Annotated in this window: 17 protein-coding genes; 8 read left to right on the top strand and 9 right to left on the bottom strand. The window is 73.1% G+C overall.

What is annotated here, in order from left to right:
• Nucleotides 1-6 precede the first annotated feature (6 nt).
• From IG86_RS0121955 to IG86_RS43655, 3 genes are all read left to right on the top strand, one after another.
• Nucleotides 7-381: a hypothetical protein gene (locus IG86_RS0121955; RefSeq protein ID WP_030829646.1), complete on the top strand. Its 375-nt coding sequence runs from the start codon at nt 7-9 to the stop codon at nt 379-381.
• 98 nt (nt 382-479) lie between these two features.
• Complete coding sequence (locus tag IG86_RS0121950; RefSeq protein ID WP_030898896.1) at nt 480-1,739, top strand: TerD family protein; 1,260 nt, start codon at nt 480-482, stop codon at nt 1,737-1,739.
• Nucleotides 1,740-1,841: 102 nt separating this feature from the next.
• Nucleotides 1,842-2,018 (top strand): hypothetical protein, encoded by a 177-nt coding sequence (locus tag IG86_RS43655; RefSeq protein WP_167751158.1) that lies wholly within the window; start codon nt 1,842-1,844, stop codon nt 2,016-2,018.
• Nucleotides 2,019-2,045: 27 nt separating this feature from the next.
• Here the strand turns inward: IG86_RS43655 and IG86_RS0121940 are convergent, their stop codons facing one another.
• Together IG86_RS0121940 and IG86_RS0121935 are read right to left on the bottom strand one after the other, a co-directional pair.
• Entirely contained in the window at nt 2,046-3,485 is a 1,440-nt protein-coding gene (locus IG86_RS0121940; protein WP_030831382.1) for an alkaline phosphatase PhoX, read from the bottom strand.
• 217 nt (nt 3,486-3,702) lie between these two features.
• Nucleotides 3,703-5,214 (bottom strand): hypothetical protein, encoded by a 1,512-nt coding sequence (locus IG86_RS0121935; RefSeq protein WP_030898892.1) that lies wholly within the window; start codon nt 5,212-5,214, stop codon nt 3,703-3,705.
• A 377-nt stretch (nt 5,215-5,591) separates the two neighbouring features.
• Here IG86_RS0121935 and IG86_RS0121930 point away from each other — a divergent pair, with 377 nt between their 5' ends.
• From IG86_RS0121930 to IG86_RS40065, 3 genes are all read left to right on the top strand, one after another.
• Nucleotides 5,592-7,433 carry an endonuclease/exonuclease/phosphatase family protein gene (locus IG86_RS0121930; RefSeq protein WP_030898888.1) on the top strand — a complete coding sequence of 614 codons (1,842 nt, stop codon included), beginning with the start codon at nt 5,592-5,594 and terminating at the stop codon, nt 7,431-7,433.
• Between the two features lie 240 nt (nt 7,434-7,673).
• Nucleotides 7,674-7,928 (top strand): hypothetical protein, encoded by a 255-nt coding sequence (locus IG86_RS0121925; protein ID WP_030831373.1) that lies wholly within the window; start codon nt 7,674-7,676, stop codon nt 7,926-7,928.
• 34 nt (nt 7,929-7,962) lie between these two features.
• On the top strand, nt 7,963-8,343 hold the full coding sequence (locus IG86_RS40065; RefSeq protein WP_157854860.1) for a hypothetical protein: 381 nt from the start codon (nt 7,963-7,965) through the stop codon (nt 8,341-8,343).
• A gap of 162 nt (nt 8,344-8,505) precedes the next feature.
• On the opposite strand, the gene dapD is transcribed toward IG86_RS40065, so the two are convergent.
• Both dapD and IG86_RS0121910 read right to left on the bottom strand, forming a co-directional pair.
• A complete protein-coding gene (dapD, locus tag IG86_RS0121915) occupies nt 8,506-9,486 on the bottom strand; it encodes a 2,3,4,5-tetrahydropyridine-2,6-dicarboxylate N-succinyltransferase (RefSeq protein ID WP_030831367.1) in 981 nt (326 codons plus the stop codon).
• 9 nt (nt 9,487-9,495) lie between these two features.
• Nucleotides 9,496-10,725, bottom strand: coding sequence for an MFS transporter (locus tag IG86_RS0121910; RefSeq protein ID WP_030831364.1), 1,230 nt, complete (start codon nt 10,723-10,725; stop codon nt 9,496-9,498).
• Between the two features lie 94 nt (nt 10,726-10,819).
• Here IG86_RS0121910 and IG86_RS0121905 point away from each other — a divergent pair, with 94 nt between their 5' ends.
• Complete coding sequence (locus tag IG86_RS0121905; protein WP_030831361.1) at nt 10,820-11,704, top strand: winged helix-turn-helix transcriptional regulator; 885 nt, start codon at nt 10,820-10,822, stop codon at nt 11,702-11,704.
• Nucleotides 11,705-11,718: 14 nt separating this feature from the next.
• Here the strand turns inward: IG86_RS0121905 and IG86_RS0121900 are convergent, their stop codons facing one another.
• Nucleotides 11,719-12,270, bottom strand: a complete 552-nt coding sequence (locus IG86_RS0121900) for a TetR/AcrR family transcriptional regulator (protein ID WP_030831358.1) — start codon at nt 12,268-12,270, stop codon at nt 11,719-11,721.
• Nucleotides 12,270-12,590, bottom strand: a complete 321-nt coding sequence (locus tag IG86_RS0121895; protein ID WP_030831355.1) for a DMT family transporter — start codon at nt 12,588-12,590, stop codon at nt 12,270-12,272. Before IG86_RS0121895 ends, IG86_RS0121900 begins: the two co-directional genes overlap by 1 nt.
• Nucleotides 12,591-12,714: 124 nt before the next feature.
• Between IG86_RS0121895 and IG86_RS0121890 the strand changes: the two genes are divergently transcribed.
• Complete coding sequence (locus IG86_RS0121890) at nt 12,715-13,557, top strand: hypothetical protein (protein ID WP_030831352.1); 843 nt, start codon at nt 12,715-12,717, stop codon at nt 13,555-13,557.
• Here IG86_RS0121890 and IG86_RS0121885 read toward each other — a convergent pair.
• The 3 genes from IG86_RS0121885 to sufU form a co-directional block, all read right to left on the bottom strand.
• Nucleotides 13,541-14,872, bottom strand: a complete 1,332-nt coding sequence (locus IG86_RS0121885) for a hypothetical protein (protein ID WP_107051978.1) — start codon at nt 14,870-14,872, stop codon at nt 13,541-13,543. The genes IG86_RS0121890 and IG86_RS0121885 overlap by 17 nt on opposite strands.
• Before the next feature lie 258 nt (nt 14,873-15,130).
• A complete protein-coding gene (locus IG86_RS0121880; RefSeq protein ID WP_030027092.1) occupies nt 15,131-15,475 on the bottom strand; it encodes a metal-sulfur cluster assembly factor in 345 nt (114 codons plus the stop codon).
• Entirely contained in the window at nt 15,472-15,933 is a 462-nt protein-coding gene (sufU, locus tag IG86_RS0121875; RefSeq protein WP_030027090.1) for a Fe-S cluster assembly sulfur transfer protein SufU, read from the bottom strand. Before sufU ends, IG86_RS0121880 begins: the two co-directional genes overlap by 4 nt.
• Nucleotides 15,934-15,935 lie beyond the last annotated feature (2 nt).

Below are 15,935 nucleotides of genomic sequence, written 5' to 3'. Positions count from 1 at the left end.
CATCCCATGGGCAGCATGCCCGATCGGCACGCCTCGCAACACCCGAACACCCCCGCGATCCTGGGCCACACCCTGGAGGACCTGCTCGCCGCGGCCGAGCACGAGCTGCTCCGCCGCAAGGGTGAGGTCGAACAGCAGAAGACCGAGGTCCGCCGGCTCAAGCGCCGCCTGAGCCGTGCCCGGCGCCGCGTCCTGCGCCGCCGGACGGCGCGCACCGTCCGCCCGGCGCTCGGCGTCGCGCTCGGCGTGTGCGGCCTGCTCGCCTTCCTCTTCGGCCTCGTCGCGTTCCTCCTGGGGTCGGACATGGCGGACGACTGGTTCACCATCGGTGTGACGGCCTGGGGCGCGGCGGCGGTCTTCCGTCCCGACCGCCGCCCCTGACACCCGGCAGGCCGCCAGGGGTCCGTAAGCGGAACGGAAATATCGCGAGGGTAAGGGAACGGCAAAGCACCTCCGGTCGTTCTCCGGGCATGACCGCTATGACCCCTGGATCCAACCTGCCGCTCAATGCCGTCCGTGTGACGGTCGACGTGGCTGCGCCGGTGCGGCTCGACGTGTCCGCCCTGCTCCTCACGGCGGACGGCAAGGTGCGCTCGGACGCCGATTTCATCTTCTTCAACCAGCCCTCCGGGCCCGGTGTCACCTACCGGTCCGGTGGGGGCGCGGCGCCGGACTCGGTCACCGTGGACACCTCCGCGGTGCCCCCGGGCATCGAGCGGATCGTGGTCACGGCCAGCCCGGACGCCGCCGGGCAGACGTTCCAGGGCATCGAGCCCACCGCCACCGTGCGCAACGCCGACGGCGGCGCGGTGATCGCCTCGTTCACCCCGCCGCAGCTGGCCACCGAGACCGCGCTGGTCGTCGTGGAGATCTATCTGCGCGGCGGCGCGTGGAAGGTCCGGGCGGTCGGCCAGGGGTACGCGAACGGCCTCGCGGGCATCGCCACCGACTTCGGCGTCAGCGTGGACGAGGAGCCGGCTCCCGCGGCCGCCGTCACCCCGCCCGCGCCCGCGGCGCCCCCTGCTCCGCCCGCCCCGCCGGTCACCCACCAGCCCTCCCCCTGGCTCACCGCCGGCGCCGGCACCCCCGCCCCGGTCACCCCGGCCCCCGCTCCCGTGCCCGCCGCGCCCCCGGCCGCGCCGGCCGCCCCGCCCGCCACCGGGAAGATCAATCTGGACAAGGGCCGGGTCAGCCTCCAGAAGAACCAGACCGTCTCGCTGGTCAAGGGCGGCCGCCCGCTGCTCTCCCAGGTCAAGATGGGCCTGGGCTGGGAGCCCGCCTTCGGCGGCCGCGACATCGACCTCGACGCGTCCGTCATCGCGTACGGCCCCCAGCGCAACCACATCGACAGCTGCTACTTCGGCAAGCTGTCCATCCTGAACGGCGCCGTCAAGCACTCCGGGGACAACCTCACGGGTGAGGGCGCGGGCGACGACGAGGTGATCGTCGTCGACCTCGGCCGGCTTCCCGCCGACGCCACCGGCCTGGTCTTCACGGTCAACTCGTTCTCCGGGCAGAAGTTCACCGAGGTGGCCAAGGCCTACTGCCGCCTGATCGACGCGGCGAGCGGCGAGGAGCTGGTGCGGTTCGACCTCACCGGCGCCGAGCCGCAGACGGGCGTGATGATGGCGAAGCTGATCCGCCAGTTCTCCGGCGAGTGGGAGATGACGGCCATGGGCGAGTTTGTGAAGTCGCGCACAGTGCGCGGCATGGTCAAGCCCGCCGCCCAGGCACTCTGAGCAGGTGGGCGGGCACGGGCGGCCACCGGACCGGACCGCGGGTGATGGATGCCACGCGTAATCCGTGGGTGGCTGTCAGTGCCCGCCCGTAGCCTTGGAAGCATGCACGAGACACTCACGCCCGCGGGGCCCGCCCGCCCGTCCGCCGCCGAGGCGAACGAGGCGATACGGCACCTCGTGGAGACCCGGGTGGACGGCGAGTGGCCTTCCGAGGCGTATGAGTTCCTGCTCGCCGAGTGGGCCGAGGCCTCCCGCACGGAGGTTTCCCCGGCCCAGTGAGGCCCGCGATCCCGGCCGGGCGGGGCGTCAGTGTGCGCGCCGCCACGGCCCGGTGATGGCCAGCATGATCCCAGGATCCTGGATGTTCGCGTACAGGGTCCGTCCGTCCGGCGAGAAGCAGACACCGGTGAACTCCGAGTATTCGGGCTCCTCCGGCGTCCCGATGTTCAGCTCGTTGCGCGCCAGCGGGTAGGTGCGGCCCGATTCGGTCGCGCCGAACAGGTGCTGCAGCCCCGAGCCGTCCTCCGCGATGACCAGGCCCCCGTACGGCGACACGGTGATGTTGTCGGGGCCGTCGTAGCCGCCGTCCACCGACGGGTCCGCGTTGACGCCGATGAGGACGGTCAGCCTGATCGTGCGCCGCTTGGGGTCGTAGAACCAGACCTGGCCGTCGTGCGCGGCGCCCGGGCTCTCCTCACGGGCGTAGGAGGACACGAAGTACGCGCCCCCGTCGGCCCACCACATGCCCTCCAGCTTGCGGCCACGCGTCACCGCGTTGTCCGCGAACTGCTTGCGCGTCGGCACGGTCCGCGCGTCGCGGTCCGGCACGTCCACCCAGTCGACGCCGTAGACGGTGCCGATCCTCGTGGCGCGCGAGAGGTCGTCGACGAACCGGCCCGAACTGTCGGTGCACTTGGCGGCCTGGAGCACGCCCGCGTCGGCGGCGAGCGTACGGAGCCTGCCGCGCCCGTGCCGGAAGCCGCGGGGCGGGGTCCAGCGGTAGAGCAGCCCGTTGGGGCCGGAGGCGTCCTCGGTCAGGTACGCGTGGCCCTGCCGCGGGTCGATGACCACGGCCTCGTGGTCGTAGCGGCCGAAGGCCTTGACCGGGCGCGGGTCGCGGTTGGCGCGGCGGTCGTGCGGGTCGACCTCGAAGACGTAGCCGTGGTCCTTGGTCATGCCGTTCTTGCCGGCGAGGTCGGAGTTCTCCTCGCAGGTCAGCCAGGTGTCCCAGGGGGTGGCGCCGCCCGCGCAGTTGGTCGACGTACCGGCGATGCCCACCCATTCGGCGACCTCGCCGCCGCGCCGGACCTCGACGACCGTGCATCCGCCGGCCGCGGCCGGGTCGTAGACGAGGCCCTCAGTGAGCGGGACGGGGCGGGCCCAGTTCTCCCGCTTGCCCTTGAGTTCGTGGTTGTTGACGAGGAGGGTGACGCCGCGGTGGCCCTCGAAGGCAGCGGTCCCGTCGTGGTTGGACGGGGTGGTCTCGCCGGACTCCAGCGTGGTGACGCCGCTGTGCGTGATCACGCGGTACCGGAAGCCGGCGGGGAGCGCGAGGATGCCGGCCGGGTCGGGGACGAGCGGGCCGTAGCCGGGCTCGCAGGGCCGCCCGTTTTCGTCGCGGCCCGTGCCGTCCTCGGCCGCGAGCGCGCCCGGAGCGGTGGCGAGGGCGCCGACCGTCCCGGTGAGCGCGACTCCCGCGCCGGCGATGACGGTACGGGCGGTGAAGTCTCTGCGGCTGAGCGGCATCGGGTCTCCTGGGGTGGGGAGTGGTTCGCCTGTCGTGCGGTCGTCGGCACGCGCGCGGTCGTCGGCGCACACGCCGTCGTCGGCGCACACGCTCCCGCCCGCACGTGAACGGCGGCTGAATTACCCACGAAGAGGAACCGACCCCTTGCCGGTCGGCGTCAATGGCCAACTCCGGCCCAGGAACGGCGCAATGTCGCCAGCTCCCGGGCCGCCCGGCTCAGGGCCTGCGGGAGCGCGCCTTGAAGGCGGCCTTACGGGCCTCCTTCGCCGTCTTCCGGTCCGGGTGCAGCCGGCCCATCGCCTCCAGGACCTGGACCGTCGAGGGGTGCTCGACGCGCCACACCTGGTCGAAGAACCCCGTGTGATGCGCGGTCAGGGTCTCCATCAGGAGGGGCAGCTCCTCGGTCTCGCCGTCCGCGGCGAGCTGCGCCGCGATCGTGTCGACGGTCAGCCAGAACACCATCTCCGGGGCGGGCGGCGGTACGTCGGCCACCCCGTGCTCCGCCAGCCAGACCCGGGCGAGCCCGCCGAGCTCCGCCTCGTCCAGCACCGAGCGGACGGCCGGCTCGGCCTCCGGCCCGGCCAGCGCGAGGGCCTGCTGGCAGCGCAGCCGCCGCAGCGGGCCGCCCTCGTCGTCCCCGCGGGCGGCGGCGAGCAGTTCGGCGACGGCGGCGAGCAGGTCGCGGCCCGCCATCCACTGCTCGATCTCGGCCTGCGCGGCGTGCTCCGGGTAGGAGGCGACGACGTCGAGGAGTGCGTCGGCGCCCTTGCCGGCCAGTTCGCCGACCGCGGGGGCCTCGACTCCGGCTTCCTGCATCCGGGCGCGGATGCCGTAGAGGCCGAGCGGGGTCAGGCGGACCATGCCGTAGCGGGAGACGTCCTCGTCGTCCTCGCGCCCGCCGCGCGGGCCTTCCTCGTCGGCCTGCGTCATGAGCTCCTCGTCGACGGGCCGGAACTCCACCAGTCCGATCGGCTCCAGCTGCCGGAACTGGTCGTCGAGGCGCATCATCGCGTCCGAGACCTGCTCCAGCACGGCGTCGCTGGGTTCGCCCATTCCGTCGGGCGCGACCATCGAGGCGGCCAGCACCGGAAGCGGAATAGGCCGGTCCGCACCGCCGGTTCCGGAGACGGTGAGCAGGTAGAGGTTGGCGAGGACCGCGTCGAGCACGTCCGCCTCGCGGCCCGGGTTCCAGTCCAGCCGGTCGAATTCGATCTCCCCGCCCGCGTCCAGCGCGTCGACCAGGTCCTCCAGGTCGGGCACCGCGGCGTCGGCGAGCACCGTCTCCAGGGCCGCCCGCCACAGGTCGAGCACGTCGCCGGGCGTACCGCCGGTCACCAGCGCCAGGTCCTCGCCGGGCGCGGCCGTGCCGTACGGCTCCTCGCCGGCCCCGGCGTCGCCCCGGGCGCCCCCGGCGCCCCCGGCGCCCCCGGCCGCGTCCTCCTCCGGCTCGGTCACGTCCACCAGCCCGGTGTCCACGGCCACCCGCCAGGCCTGGCTCGCGTACCCGGGGGCGTCCTCGTCGTCGGCGTCGAGGCCGAGGTGGGCGGCGGCTCCGGGCAGCTGCTCGGCGGCCAGTTCACCGCCGACGCCGACGCGGGTTGCGGGCCCGGCCCAGCGGGCCAGCCGTACGGCGCGCGCGAACAGCGGGGCGCCGAGGGCGTCGCGTGCCAGCTCCGCATCGGAGTGCAGCCGTACCGGCGGCAGTGTGGGGTGCGACTCAGCGGACATGGGGCGGCTCTCCTCGCGGACGCGGTGGTGACGGGCGGGCCGTGACGGTCCGGCCGGGCGGCCGGACCGTCATACGCGCCCGAAAACCGGCGACATGGCCGACATGACGGGGCAGCGCGGGCATGGCGGATGTGGCGCAGATGACAGCCGTGGCCGTCGTACGGCGACCCAGCGTAGACGCATATCGGGCGCCTCCGACGGGCCATCGCCTTTGGTTCATCCCACAGTCAGCTGCCGTCTCCCCTGGAGGGCTTGACAACTTTGCTGGCGACACAGGAAATTGACGCGCGTAGACGTTTGGGGGCTGACCAACCCCCCGCAGATCTCGCTGTTCGCAGCCTCTCCCTACCCCTCTCCCACACCGGAGTTTCCTGACCATGCGCTCCTCGCATCCCCGCTCCGCCGCCGTCGCGGCCCTCGTCGCCACCGCGCTGGCCACCGGCCTCCTCGCGGGCTCCGCCGACGCGGCCGAGGGCGCGGCGTCCGCCGATCCGGTACGCATCCACGACATCCAGGGCACCACCCGGATATCCCCGCTCAACGGCAAGCAGGTCTCCGACGTCGAGGGCATCGTGACGGGCGTGCGGACGTACGGTTCGCGCGGTTTCTGGATCCAGGACCCCGACGCCGACGACAACGCCGCCACGAGCGAGGGCGTCTTCGTCTTCACCAACTCGGTGCCGACCGTCGCCGTCGGCGACGCGGTCAAGGTCTCCGGCACGGTCGGCGAGTACATCCCCGGTGGTGTGAACTCCGGCAACCAGTCGGTGACCCAGATCTCCAAGCCGACGGTGACCGTGGTCTCCTCCGGCAACGCGCTTCCCGAGGCCTCCGCGATCAACGAGTACACGGTGCCCGCCGAGTACACCCCGGCCGGCGCCCCGGCCGCCGGCGGCAGCATCAACGGCCTGGCCCTGGACCCCTCCCGCTACGCCCTGGACTTCTACGAGTCCCTCGAGGGCATGAACGTCCGCATCGGCACCTCGCGCGTGGTCGGTGCCACCGACCCGTACTCGGAGCTGTGGGTCACGGTCAAGGGCTGGGAGAACACCGCCAAGCGCGGCGGCACCGTCTACGGCTCCTACGAGTCCCAGAACACCGGCCGCCTGCAGGTCCAGCAGCTCGCGCCCGTCGCGCAGCAGCCCTTCCCGGTGGCCAACGTCGGCGACAAGCTGACCGGCACCACGGAAGGCCCGCTGGACTTCAACCAGTTCGGCGGCTACACGCTGGTGGCGCGCACCCTCGGCACCGTCAAGGCGGGCACCCTCGCCCCCGAGAAGACCAAGCCGCAGGCCGAGCAGGAGCTCGCGGTGGCCACGTACAACGTCGAGAACCTCGACCCGACCGACCCGCAGGAGAAGTTCGACGCGCTGGCGAAGGCGGTCGTCGAGAACCTGGCCTCCCCCGACGTCCTCGCGCTGGAGGAGATCCAGGACGACAACGGCGCCAAGAACGACGGCACCGTTTCGGCGGAGCAGACGCTGACGAAGTTCACCGCGGCCATCACGGCGGCGGGCGGCCCGGCCTACCAGTGGCGGACCGTCAACCCGGAGGACAAGAAGGACGGCGGCGAGCCCGGCGGCAACATCCGCCAGGTGTTCCTCTTCAACCCGGCGCGGGTCTCCTTCACCGAGCGCGCCCCGGGCGACGCGGTGACGGCGACCGGCGTCGTCAAGGAGAACGGCAAGGCCCACCTGACCCACTCCCCCGGCCGCGTGGACCCCGCGAACCCGGCGTGGGCCGACAGCCGCAAGCCGCTCGCCGGCGAGTTCGTCTTCCGCGGCAAGACGGTCTTCGTGATCGCCAACCACTTCGGTTCCAAGGGCGGCGACGAGGGCCTGACCTCGCACCACCAGCCGCCGCTGCGCTCCTCGGAGGCCAAGCGGCTGCTCCAGGCGCAGGCCGTGAACGGCTTCGTGAAGCAGATCCTGGCGGAGGACAAGAACGCCAACGTCCTCGTCCTCGGTGACATCAACGACTTCGAGTTCTCGGCGACCACGGACGCGCTGGCGGACGGCGGGGCGCTGTACCCGGCGATCAAGTCGCTGCCGAAGGCCGAGCGGTACTCGTACGTCTACCAGGGCAACGCGCAGGTGCTGGACCAGATCCTGACCAGCCCGGCGATCAAGAAGTTCACGTACGACAGCGTGCACATCAACGCGGAGTTCTCCGCCCAGAACAGCGACCACGACCCGCAGGTGCTGCGCTTCCGCCCGTAACACCGGGGTCAGGAGCAGCAGGGGGCCAGGCCGCCGTCCCGGCCCGGCCCCCTGGCCTCCTGGCCTTCGCCGCGATCGCGGCCGGCCGCAGGGCGGGCCCGCGGGCGAGATGAGGACTTTCGGCCCTGGCGTGACGCTCGCCACATCTCCACCGAATCGACCGGTTGTGGTGTTGAGTGTCTGCACGCCCGATCTTGTCCCGGCCGGGCTCGCACCGCCCGCACCCCCTGGAGGATCCTGGTGTTCCCCTCGATCTCCCCCGCCCAGGAAATCGGCCTCGCCGTCCTGCTGGTGGCAGCGCTCGTCTGGGTGGCCGGCCTGGGCCACATGCTGTGGGGCAGCCGTTTCCGGCAGCCGGAGCCCGTCGCCGCCGAGGTGCTGCCGATGATCCCGGCGCAGCGCGGCTCCGCCGGGCACCCGATGGAGTCGGTGCAGCTGACCGAGGCGGAGGAGCAGGCCTTCGCCGGCCTGATCCGCACGATCCCCCTCCACTGAGCGTCCCACCGAGCGGTCCTTGCCGGACCCGGGCGTGGACGACGAGTGGTACCGGCCGCGGATGTCACCCACGGACGTGAACGGCCACACCGACGGACCGATCGTGCGGATGGCGCCCGGGACCTTCGCGGTCGACCCCGAGCCCTCCGGTCCCCCGTACGTACTGGACGGCCCCTCCGGCCTGCTGGTCGAGTCCGGCCCGAGCGGCACCGTCGCGCTCAACCCCGGCGGCGGCACCGTCCTGGAGGCGCACCCGGACGCCGCGCTGCGCCGCGGGTACTGCTGCGGCATGGACGGCGAACGGGGCCCCAACCTGGTCTGCGCGTGCGGCGCGGTCATCGCCACCGTCCACTCGGACTGCTACCAGGTCCAGGAACTGCGACTGCAGCCGGACGCCGTCGTCCGCCTCGGCTGACGGCCGACCACCAGGCCCCAGGCCGGCAGACCCCCGGCCGGCGGGCCCCCGGCCGGCGGGCCCCCGGCACGAGCGCCCCGGGCCGCCGCCCGCTGCCCGACGACCGAGCGCCCTCCCGGACCGCTGCGGGTCCGGGAGGGCGCTCGGTGACGTGTACGACCGTCAGTTGTGGCTGTGCAGGACCTCGTTCAGGCCGCCCCAGTTGGCCTTGTACGGGCGGGCCTCGACGGTGCCCGTGACCGAGTTGCGGCGGAAGAGGATGTTGTCGGCGCCGGAGAGCTCCAGGGCCTTGACGACCTGGCCGTCCGGCAGGGTGACGCGGGTGCCGGCGGTGACGTAGAGGCCGGCCTCGACGACGCACTCGTTGCCGAGGGCGATGCCCACGCCCGCCTCGGCGCCGACCAGGGTGCGCTCGCCGATCGAGATGATCTGCTTGCCGCCGCCGGAGAGGGTGCCCATCGTGGAGGCGCCGCCGCCGATGTCGGAGCCGTCGCCGACGACGACGCCCGCGGAGATGCGGCCCTCGACCATGGAGGTGCCGAGGGTGCCGGCGTTGAAGTTGACGAAGCCCTCGTGCATGACGGTGGTGCCCTCGGCGAGGTGCGCACCCAGGCGGACGCGGTCCGCGTCGGCGATGCGCACGCCCTTGGGGGCGACGTAGTCCGTCATCCGCGGGAACTTGTCGATCGAGGTGACCTGGAGGTGCAGGCCCTCGGCGCGGGCGTTGAGGCGGACGGTCTCGACCTGGTCGACGGCGACCGGGCCCAGCGAGGTCCAGGCGACGTTGGCCAGCAGGCCGAAGACACCGTCGAGGTTCTGGCCGTGCGGCTTGACCAGGCGGTGGCTGAGCAGGTGCAGGCGCAGGTACGCGTCGTGCGCGTCCAGCGGCTTGTCCTCCAGGGAGGCGATGACCGTGCGGACGGCTACGACCTCGACGCCGCGGACCGCGTCGTTGCGGATCGCCTTGGCCGCGGCGGCGCCGAGGAGCTCCACGGCCTGCTCGGCGGTGAGGCGCTCGGTGCCGGCCGGGCCGGGCTCGGCGACCAGCTCGGGGGCGGGGAACCAGGTGTCGAGGACGGTGCCGTCGGCGGTGAGGGTGGCAAGTCCGGCGGCGACGGCGCCGGTGGTACGCGTAGCAGTCATGCCCGAAACCTAACCGGCGACGGCCTGAGGTTGCGAACCGGTCTCATGTGCCGGTCGGAGCGCGTGTCGCCGCTGCCGCGCCGAGGCCCACAGCACCGCCCCGCCCGCCGCCACCGCGAGCCCGGCGCACAGCGGCCACAGCAGGCCGGGCGCGGCCGAGTACAGCGCACCGCCCAGCGGCGGCCCGATGACTACCCCGCTGACCGAGATGCCCGCGTACAGGCTCTGGAACCGGCCGACGGCGTGCTCGGGCGCCTCGTCGGCGACGTAGGCGGTGGCGGTGGTCTTGTAGAGGATCTCCCCGAGGCTCAGCAGGACCATCATCACCACGGCGCTCGCGATCCCCGCCCCGAACAGCAGCGCCCCGTACCCGGCCCCGACCAGCACCAGCCCCGCGGCGATCACCGGCAGCGCCGGCCGCTCGCGCAGCGCGACGGCGGCGGGCAGCTCCAGCAGCAGGATCACGCCGCCGTTGAGGGCGATGACGAGCCCGAAGGCGCGCGGGTCCATGCCGTGGTCGGTGAGGAAGACGGGGAAGGTGTAGTACTGCTGGCGGTAGACGACGTCGGTCACCAGGATCGCGCCGAGCAGCACCAACAGGGCCGGCCGGGAGCGCAGTTCGGCGGCGAGTCCGCGGCCCCGACCCCCGTCCGGGGCCGCGGAGGCCTTGCGGGACGCGCCGCGCGCCGGGACGACGCGGGCGGTCCAGAGGGCGAAGACGAGGGTGCCGACGCCGTCGGCGACGAAGAGCCAGTCGTAGGAGAGCCCGGTCGCGACCAGGGCGCCCAGCGGCGGCCCGAGGGTGAACCCGCCGTTGGAGACGCAGCGCACGAGGGCGAAGGCCTGGCGGCGGCTGCCCTCCGGGACGGTGACCGCGACCAGCGCGGAGTTGGCGGCCCGGATCACGCCGGAGGCGTACTGGGCCAGCGGCATGGCCGCGAAGAGGAGCGGCGTGGGCAGCAGCGGGAGGGCCGCGAGGGTCACTCCGGCGAGGGTGGCGGCGGCGAGCAGCACCCGGCGGTGGCCGAAGCGGTCCCCGTACCAGCCACCGCTGAAGTTGCCCGCGACCAGGCCGATGCCGCCGATCCCGGTGACGAGGCCGGCCTGGGCGGCGCCGAGGCCGCGCGGGCCGGTCAGGTAGAGGAAGACGAAGACGAACGTGAAGCTGACGACGGCGTTGACGAACACCCCCGCAGCCAGCAGCCACACGACCCTCGGTATGTCCTTGAACCCCTGCAGCACACCCGTGTCCCCCGCTTCGACCTAGTGAGTTCCTTTTGGGAACTGACTATGTCAGCATGACAGCCTTGGGTCAACGGACGAAGGAGTTCCCATGGCCCAGCGCACACACCTCGGCGACGCGGACTGCGCCATCGCCCAGGCCCTCGACGTGGTGGGCGACTGGTGGACGCTGCTGATCGTGCGCGACACCGCGCGCGGCCTGCACCGCTTCGACGAGCTCCAGCGCGAGCTGGGGGTGTCCCGCAAGGTGCTCGCGGAGCGGCTGAAGCTGCTCGTGGAGGCCGGGGTGCTGTCGCGCGAGCCGTACCAGGAACGTCCGGTGCGGCACGAGTACCGGCTGACCCCGCGCGGGCGGGGGCTGCTGCCGGTCCTGGTGGCCCTCCAGGACTGGGGAGACACCTGGGTCCTGGGAGAGGGAGAGATGACGGCGACGACCGACGAGGCATCGCGCGAGGCGGAACGGGTGCACGCACTGCACGGCACGCGGGTGCCGCCGCTCCTGCTGCCGGACCGTTTCGGCGGGCTCGGCGACCCGGTGGCGGACACGCCGTTCACGGTCCTGTACTTCTTCCCGGGCGCGTACGCCCGGGCCGAGTCCTACCCGCCCGGCTGGGCCGGGATCCCGGGCGCCAAGGGCTGTACGTTCGAGTCGTGCACGTACCGCGACCAGCTCGCGGAGTTCACCGCGGCCGGGGCCACCGTGCAGGGTGTCTCGACCCAGCGCCCCGACGAGCAGCGGGAGTTCGCGGAGCAGGAACGGCTGCGCTTCCCCCTCCTCTCGGACGCCGACCTGGCCCTGACGGCCGCGCTGCGCCTGCCGACGTTCCGCGCGGCGGGGGTGAGCCGGATCAAGCGGCTGACCCTGGTCGTGGACCGCGACCGCACCGTGCGCGAGGTGATCTATCCGATCCGCGACATCGAGGCGAGCGTCCGGACGGCCCTGACGGCAGTCCGCTCCGCGGGCGACACGACCTAGGGGCGTCTTGCCGATCAGGCCGGGCGCAGGACGCGGGCCAGCACTTCGCGGGCGTACGGCTCGTCGTACTCGGCGTCCGTCAGCAGGACCTGCAGGCTGATGCCGTCCATCGCGGCGACCAGCGCCCGCGCCGTCACCGGGTCGGTGCGCGGGGTCAGCGCCCGGCACGCGGCCTCGCACCACTCGGCGGCCACCGGCCGCAGGGCCGGGCGGCGCAGGGCCGCGAGGTAGAGCTCGTACTCCAGCTCCACCCGGCCCCGGTCCGCCGCCAGGAACTCGCCCAGGAGGCGGGCCAGCGCCCCGGCGAGGTCGGCGTCCGGGTCGGCGAGCACCGGCGCGTCCGCCACCGCCCGGGCGAAGCCCTCGTTGGCCTGGCGCAGTGCCGCCACCAGCAGGTCGTCCAGGGTCTTGAAGTGGTACGTCGTCGAGCCCAGCGGTACGTCGGCCTCCGCAGCCGCGCTGCGGTGGCTCAGCCCGGCGATGCCCTTGGCGCCCACCACGCGGATCGCGGCGTCGATGATCCGCTGCCGCCGGTCCGGGTCGTAGCGCCGCACGCCCTGCGGCATCAGTGCGCCCCGCCCAGGTTCAGCAGGACCACACCGCCGATCACGAGGGCGATCCCGGCGATCTTCGCGGCGGTGGCCGCCTCCCCCATGAACACCATGCCGATCGCGGCGATGGCGGCGGTGCCGACGCCGGCCCATATCGCGTAGGCCGTGCCGACCGACATGGACTTCAGCGTCTGCGCGAGCAGGGTGAAGGCGATGGCGTATCCCAGCAGGGTGCCGAGCGAGGGCCACAGCTTCGTGAAGCCGTCGCTGTACTTCATGGCGGTGGTGCCGGCGACCTCGGCGGCAATGGCTGCGGCGAGCAGGACGTAGGGCATGTGTACAAGGGTACACATCGATGCGTACACCTGTACGCACAAGAGGGGGCCGCACGACCCGGGACTCCTGCGGCCCGCGGCGCTACCCTGTCGCCTCCTCGGGCGACGAAGGGGCGGGCCGCGCATGGCGCAGCATCGGAGCCACCAGGGCGGCGGCTGGCTTCCCCCGCGCGCGCCCCGGCCAGGGGTGGTACCCCTGCGTCCGCTGGCCGCCCGGGAGATCCTCGGCGGCGCCCTGACCGCGCTGCGCCGCTACGGCGGCCGGCTGCTCGGCGCCCTGCTCCTCGGACAGCTCGGCGGGCTGCTGCTGATCACCGCGGTCGCGGGGGCGGCCACCCTCGCCTCCCTCACCCGCACCGCCGGCAGCCGGGCCTTCGTCTACGTCCTCGTCCCGGCCGCCGCCCTGTTCCTGCTCTTCAGCTGGGCGCTGGCCGGCGCCCTGGCCGCGGCCCTGCTCCGGCCGGCCGTGCTCGGCCGCCCCGTCGCCGCGCGCGAGCTGCTGCGGGCCGCCCTGCCCCGGACGCCGGCGGTGCTCGGCGCCCGGCTGCTGGCCCTGCTCGCCGCCGCCGGACCGGGCGCCGCCGGTTTCGCCGCCGGTCTGCCGCCGGCGGCGCTGCTCCCCCTGGCCCCGGTCGCCCTCTGGCTGTCCGTGCTGTTCGCCCTGGCGCCCACGGCCGCCGGGTACGAGGGGCTCGGCCCCGTGGCGGCCCTGCGCCGGTCGGCCCGCCTGGTGCGCGGCGCCTGGTGGCGGACCCTCGCCGTGACGGCTCCGGCGGGCGCGCTCGCGCTGGGCGCCTCGTACGCCCTCCAGCAGTCCTTCGGCGCCTTCGGGCTCCTGCTCGCGCCCGCCCTGCTGCTGACCTTCCCCCAACTGGCCGTCGGACTGCTCTACGCCGACCGGCGGCTGCGCCGCGAGCAGCTCGCCGGGCCCCTTACGGCGGAGCCGCTGATCACGGGTTCAGCGTGAACCAGGCCGCCCGCGCCTTCTTCCACTCCGGGTGCGTGAGGTCCTTGGCCTCGGTGCCGTCCCCGTACAGGTCCGCGGACCCGCTGTCGGTGACCAGCTGCACCCGGGCGCCCGCCGCCGTCAGGTCGGGGACCTCGGCGATCGCCTCCCAGCCGCCGGGGTCGGTGGTCGGCAGGTCGGCCCGCTTGACGGGGGCGTGGCCCGCGACGCCGTCCCACTGGTAGAGCGCGTACGGGTCGGAGTTGTCGTCGGCGGCCCAGGAGCCGGCCAGGATCAGGTACTGCCCGGCCGCGTTCTTGCGGATGTCCCGCACGGCCAGCCCGCCGAGGTCCAGCTCGACCCCCGCGCCGAAGACCGCCTTGGCGCCGCTCGCCAGGACCTGGTCGAAGTTGGTGACCGGCACCAGCAGCGCCTTGCCGCCCGGCACGGCCGGCGCCAGCGGGGCGCGGAAGCCCAGGTAGGCGGTGGTCGTCGAGCCCGGCGCGAACTCCAGCCCCTCCACGTTGAAGCCGTCGATCTGCTTGGGCGCCTCCCCGTCCGCGGTGCCCGCGGCGAAGCCGTACCTGTTCCCGTTGGCCTGGTCCCAGGCGACCAGGTCGTCGCGGAGCTTCTTGTACGAGCGCCCGTACGCCAGCTGCGTGCCCGAGCCGGAGCCGCTCACGGTGGTGGTGAACACCGTGTTCCGGGGCGCCTTGTACTCGCCGTCCTTGTTGTTGCCCAGCGAGCCGGTCCAGTAGATGGTGTTGCCGATCCGGGTCGCCCCCTCGATGTCCACCTCCTTGCTGACCCCGAGCTGGGAGCTGAAGTCCCAGGTCTTCACCGGCGCGCCCGAACGGGAACGGTCGTACAGGCGCAGCACGTTGGACTCGTCGTCGGCGACCACCGCGTAGCCGCCGCCCACGTCCACGGCTGCCGAGGCGTCCGCGGAGCCTGTGAGGTAGCGGGCGTCCGCCGGGTTCTGCACGGCGGCCGAAGCGGCGTAGTAGAGCGTCTTGGTGGCGCTCTTGCCGCCCAGTCCGGCGACCTTGACGGTGAGGTTGGTGTAGCCGCGGCCGCGCGCGGTCACGGCCAGCTGCCGCACCGCACCGGCGCCGGTGACGGTGACGTCCCCGGTCCCGGCGACCGAGGCCTTGCTCGACGCCGAGGCGCTGACCGTCAGCGCGGAGGCGTCGGCCCCGCTCTGGCCGACGGTCACGTTCACGACCGGGTCCCCGGTCGCCCCGACGGCCCCGGAGAGGTAGGACGCGGACAGTGCGATCGTCGGCGTCCCGTACGTCACGGCCTGTGCGGGCGCGGTCGGCCCGGCGATCAGCAGCGCGGCGAGGCCGGCGGTCCCGGCGGCGAAACGAACGGTCACGGAGGGTCCTCTCGTATGCGGCGCCACGTCGTGACGGCCGTCGAGCAGGTTCGGTGACGGTGGACAACACGGGGTGCACGCCGTCCGTCCACCCGGAGAACAGCCGTCCGGATCCGGGAGTCGATCAGGGAAAGGATCCGGAAAGGCCGCCGGCGGGCAAACAGGAGGGCCCCCGGCACGCGTGTGCCGGGGGCCCTGCTGTGCGAGCGGGGGCGATCAGACGTTGAAGCCGAGCGCGCGGAGCTGCTCACGACCGTCGTCCGTGATCTTGTCCGGGCCCCACGGCGGCATCCAGACCCAGTTGATCCGGAGTTCGTTGACGATGCCGTCCGTCGCCGACTTCGCCTGGTCCTCGATGACGTCCGTCAGGGGGCAGGCCGCCGAGGTCAGGGTCATGTCGAGGGTGGCGATGTTCGCGTCGTCGATGTGGATGCCGTAGATCAGGCCCAGGTTGACGACGTCGATGCCCAGCTCGGGGTCGACCACGTCGTAGAGGGCCTCGCGGACCTCCTCCTCGGTGGCCGGCTTGGTCGACGCCTCGGGCGTCGCATTCTCGGTCATGCCGTCTTCCTCTCCGCGTCGCCCAGAGCCTGGGCCGTCGCGTCCTTCCACGCCATCCAGCTCAGCAGAGCACACTTCACACGGGCCGGGTACTTCGAGACGCCGACGAACGCGACCGCGTCCTCCAGCACCTCCTCCATGGCCTCGTCGGGCTCGATCTTGCCCTTGGACTGCATCATCTCCAGGAACACGGCCTGGATCTTCTGCGCCTCGGCCAGTTCCTTGCCCACGAGCAGCTCGTTCAGTACGGAGGCGCTGGCCTGGCTGATGGAGCAGCCCTGGCCCTCGTAGCTGACATCTGTCAGCGTCTCACCGTCGTACTTCACGCGCAGCGTGATCTCGTCACCGCAGGTCGGGTTGACGTGGTGCACCTCGGCGTCGCCGTCGCGCAGGCCACGCCCGTGCGGGTGCTTGTAGTGGTCCAGGATCAGTTCCTGGTACATCGAATCCAGCTTCACTG

Source organism: Streptomyces virginiae (assembly GCF_000720455.1).
Taxonomy (GTDB): Bacteria; Actinomycetota; Actinomycetes; order Streptomycetales; family Streptomycetaceae; genus Streptomyces; species Streptomyces virginiae.
Note: the sequence above shows the minus strand (reverse complement) of the source record. Positions and strands in the feature narration are given on the sequence as shown.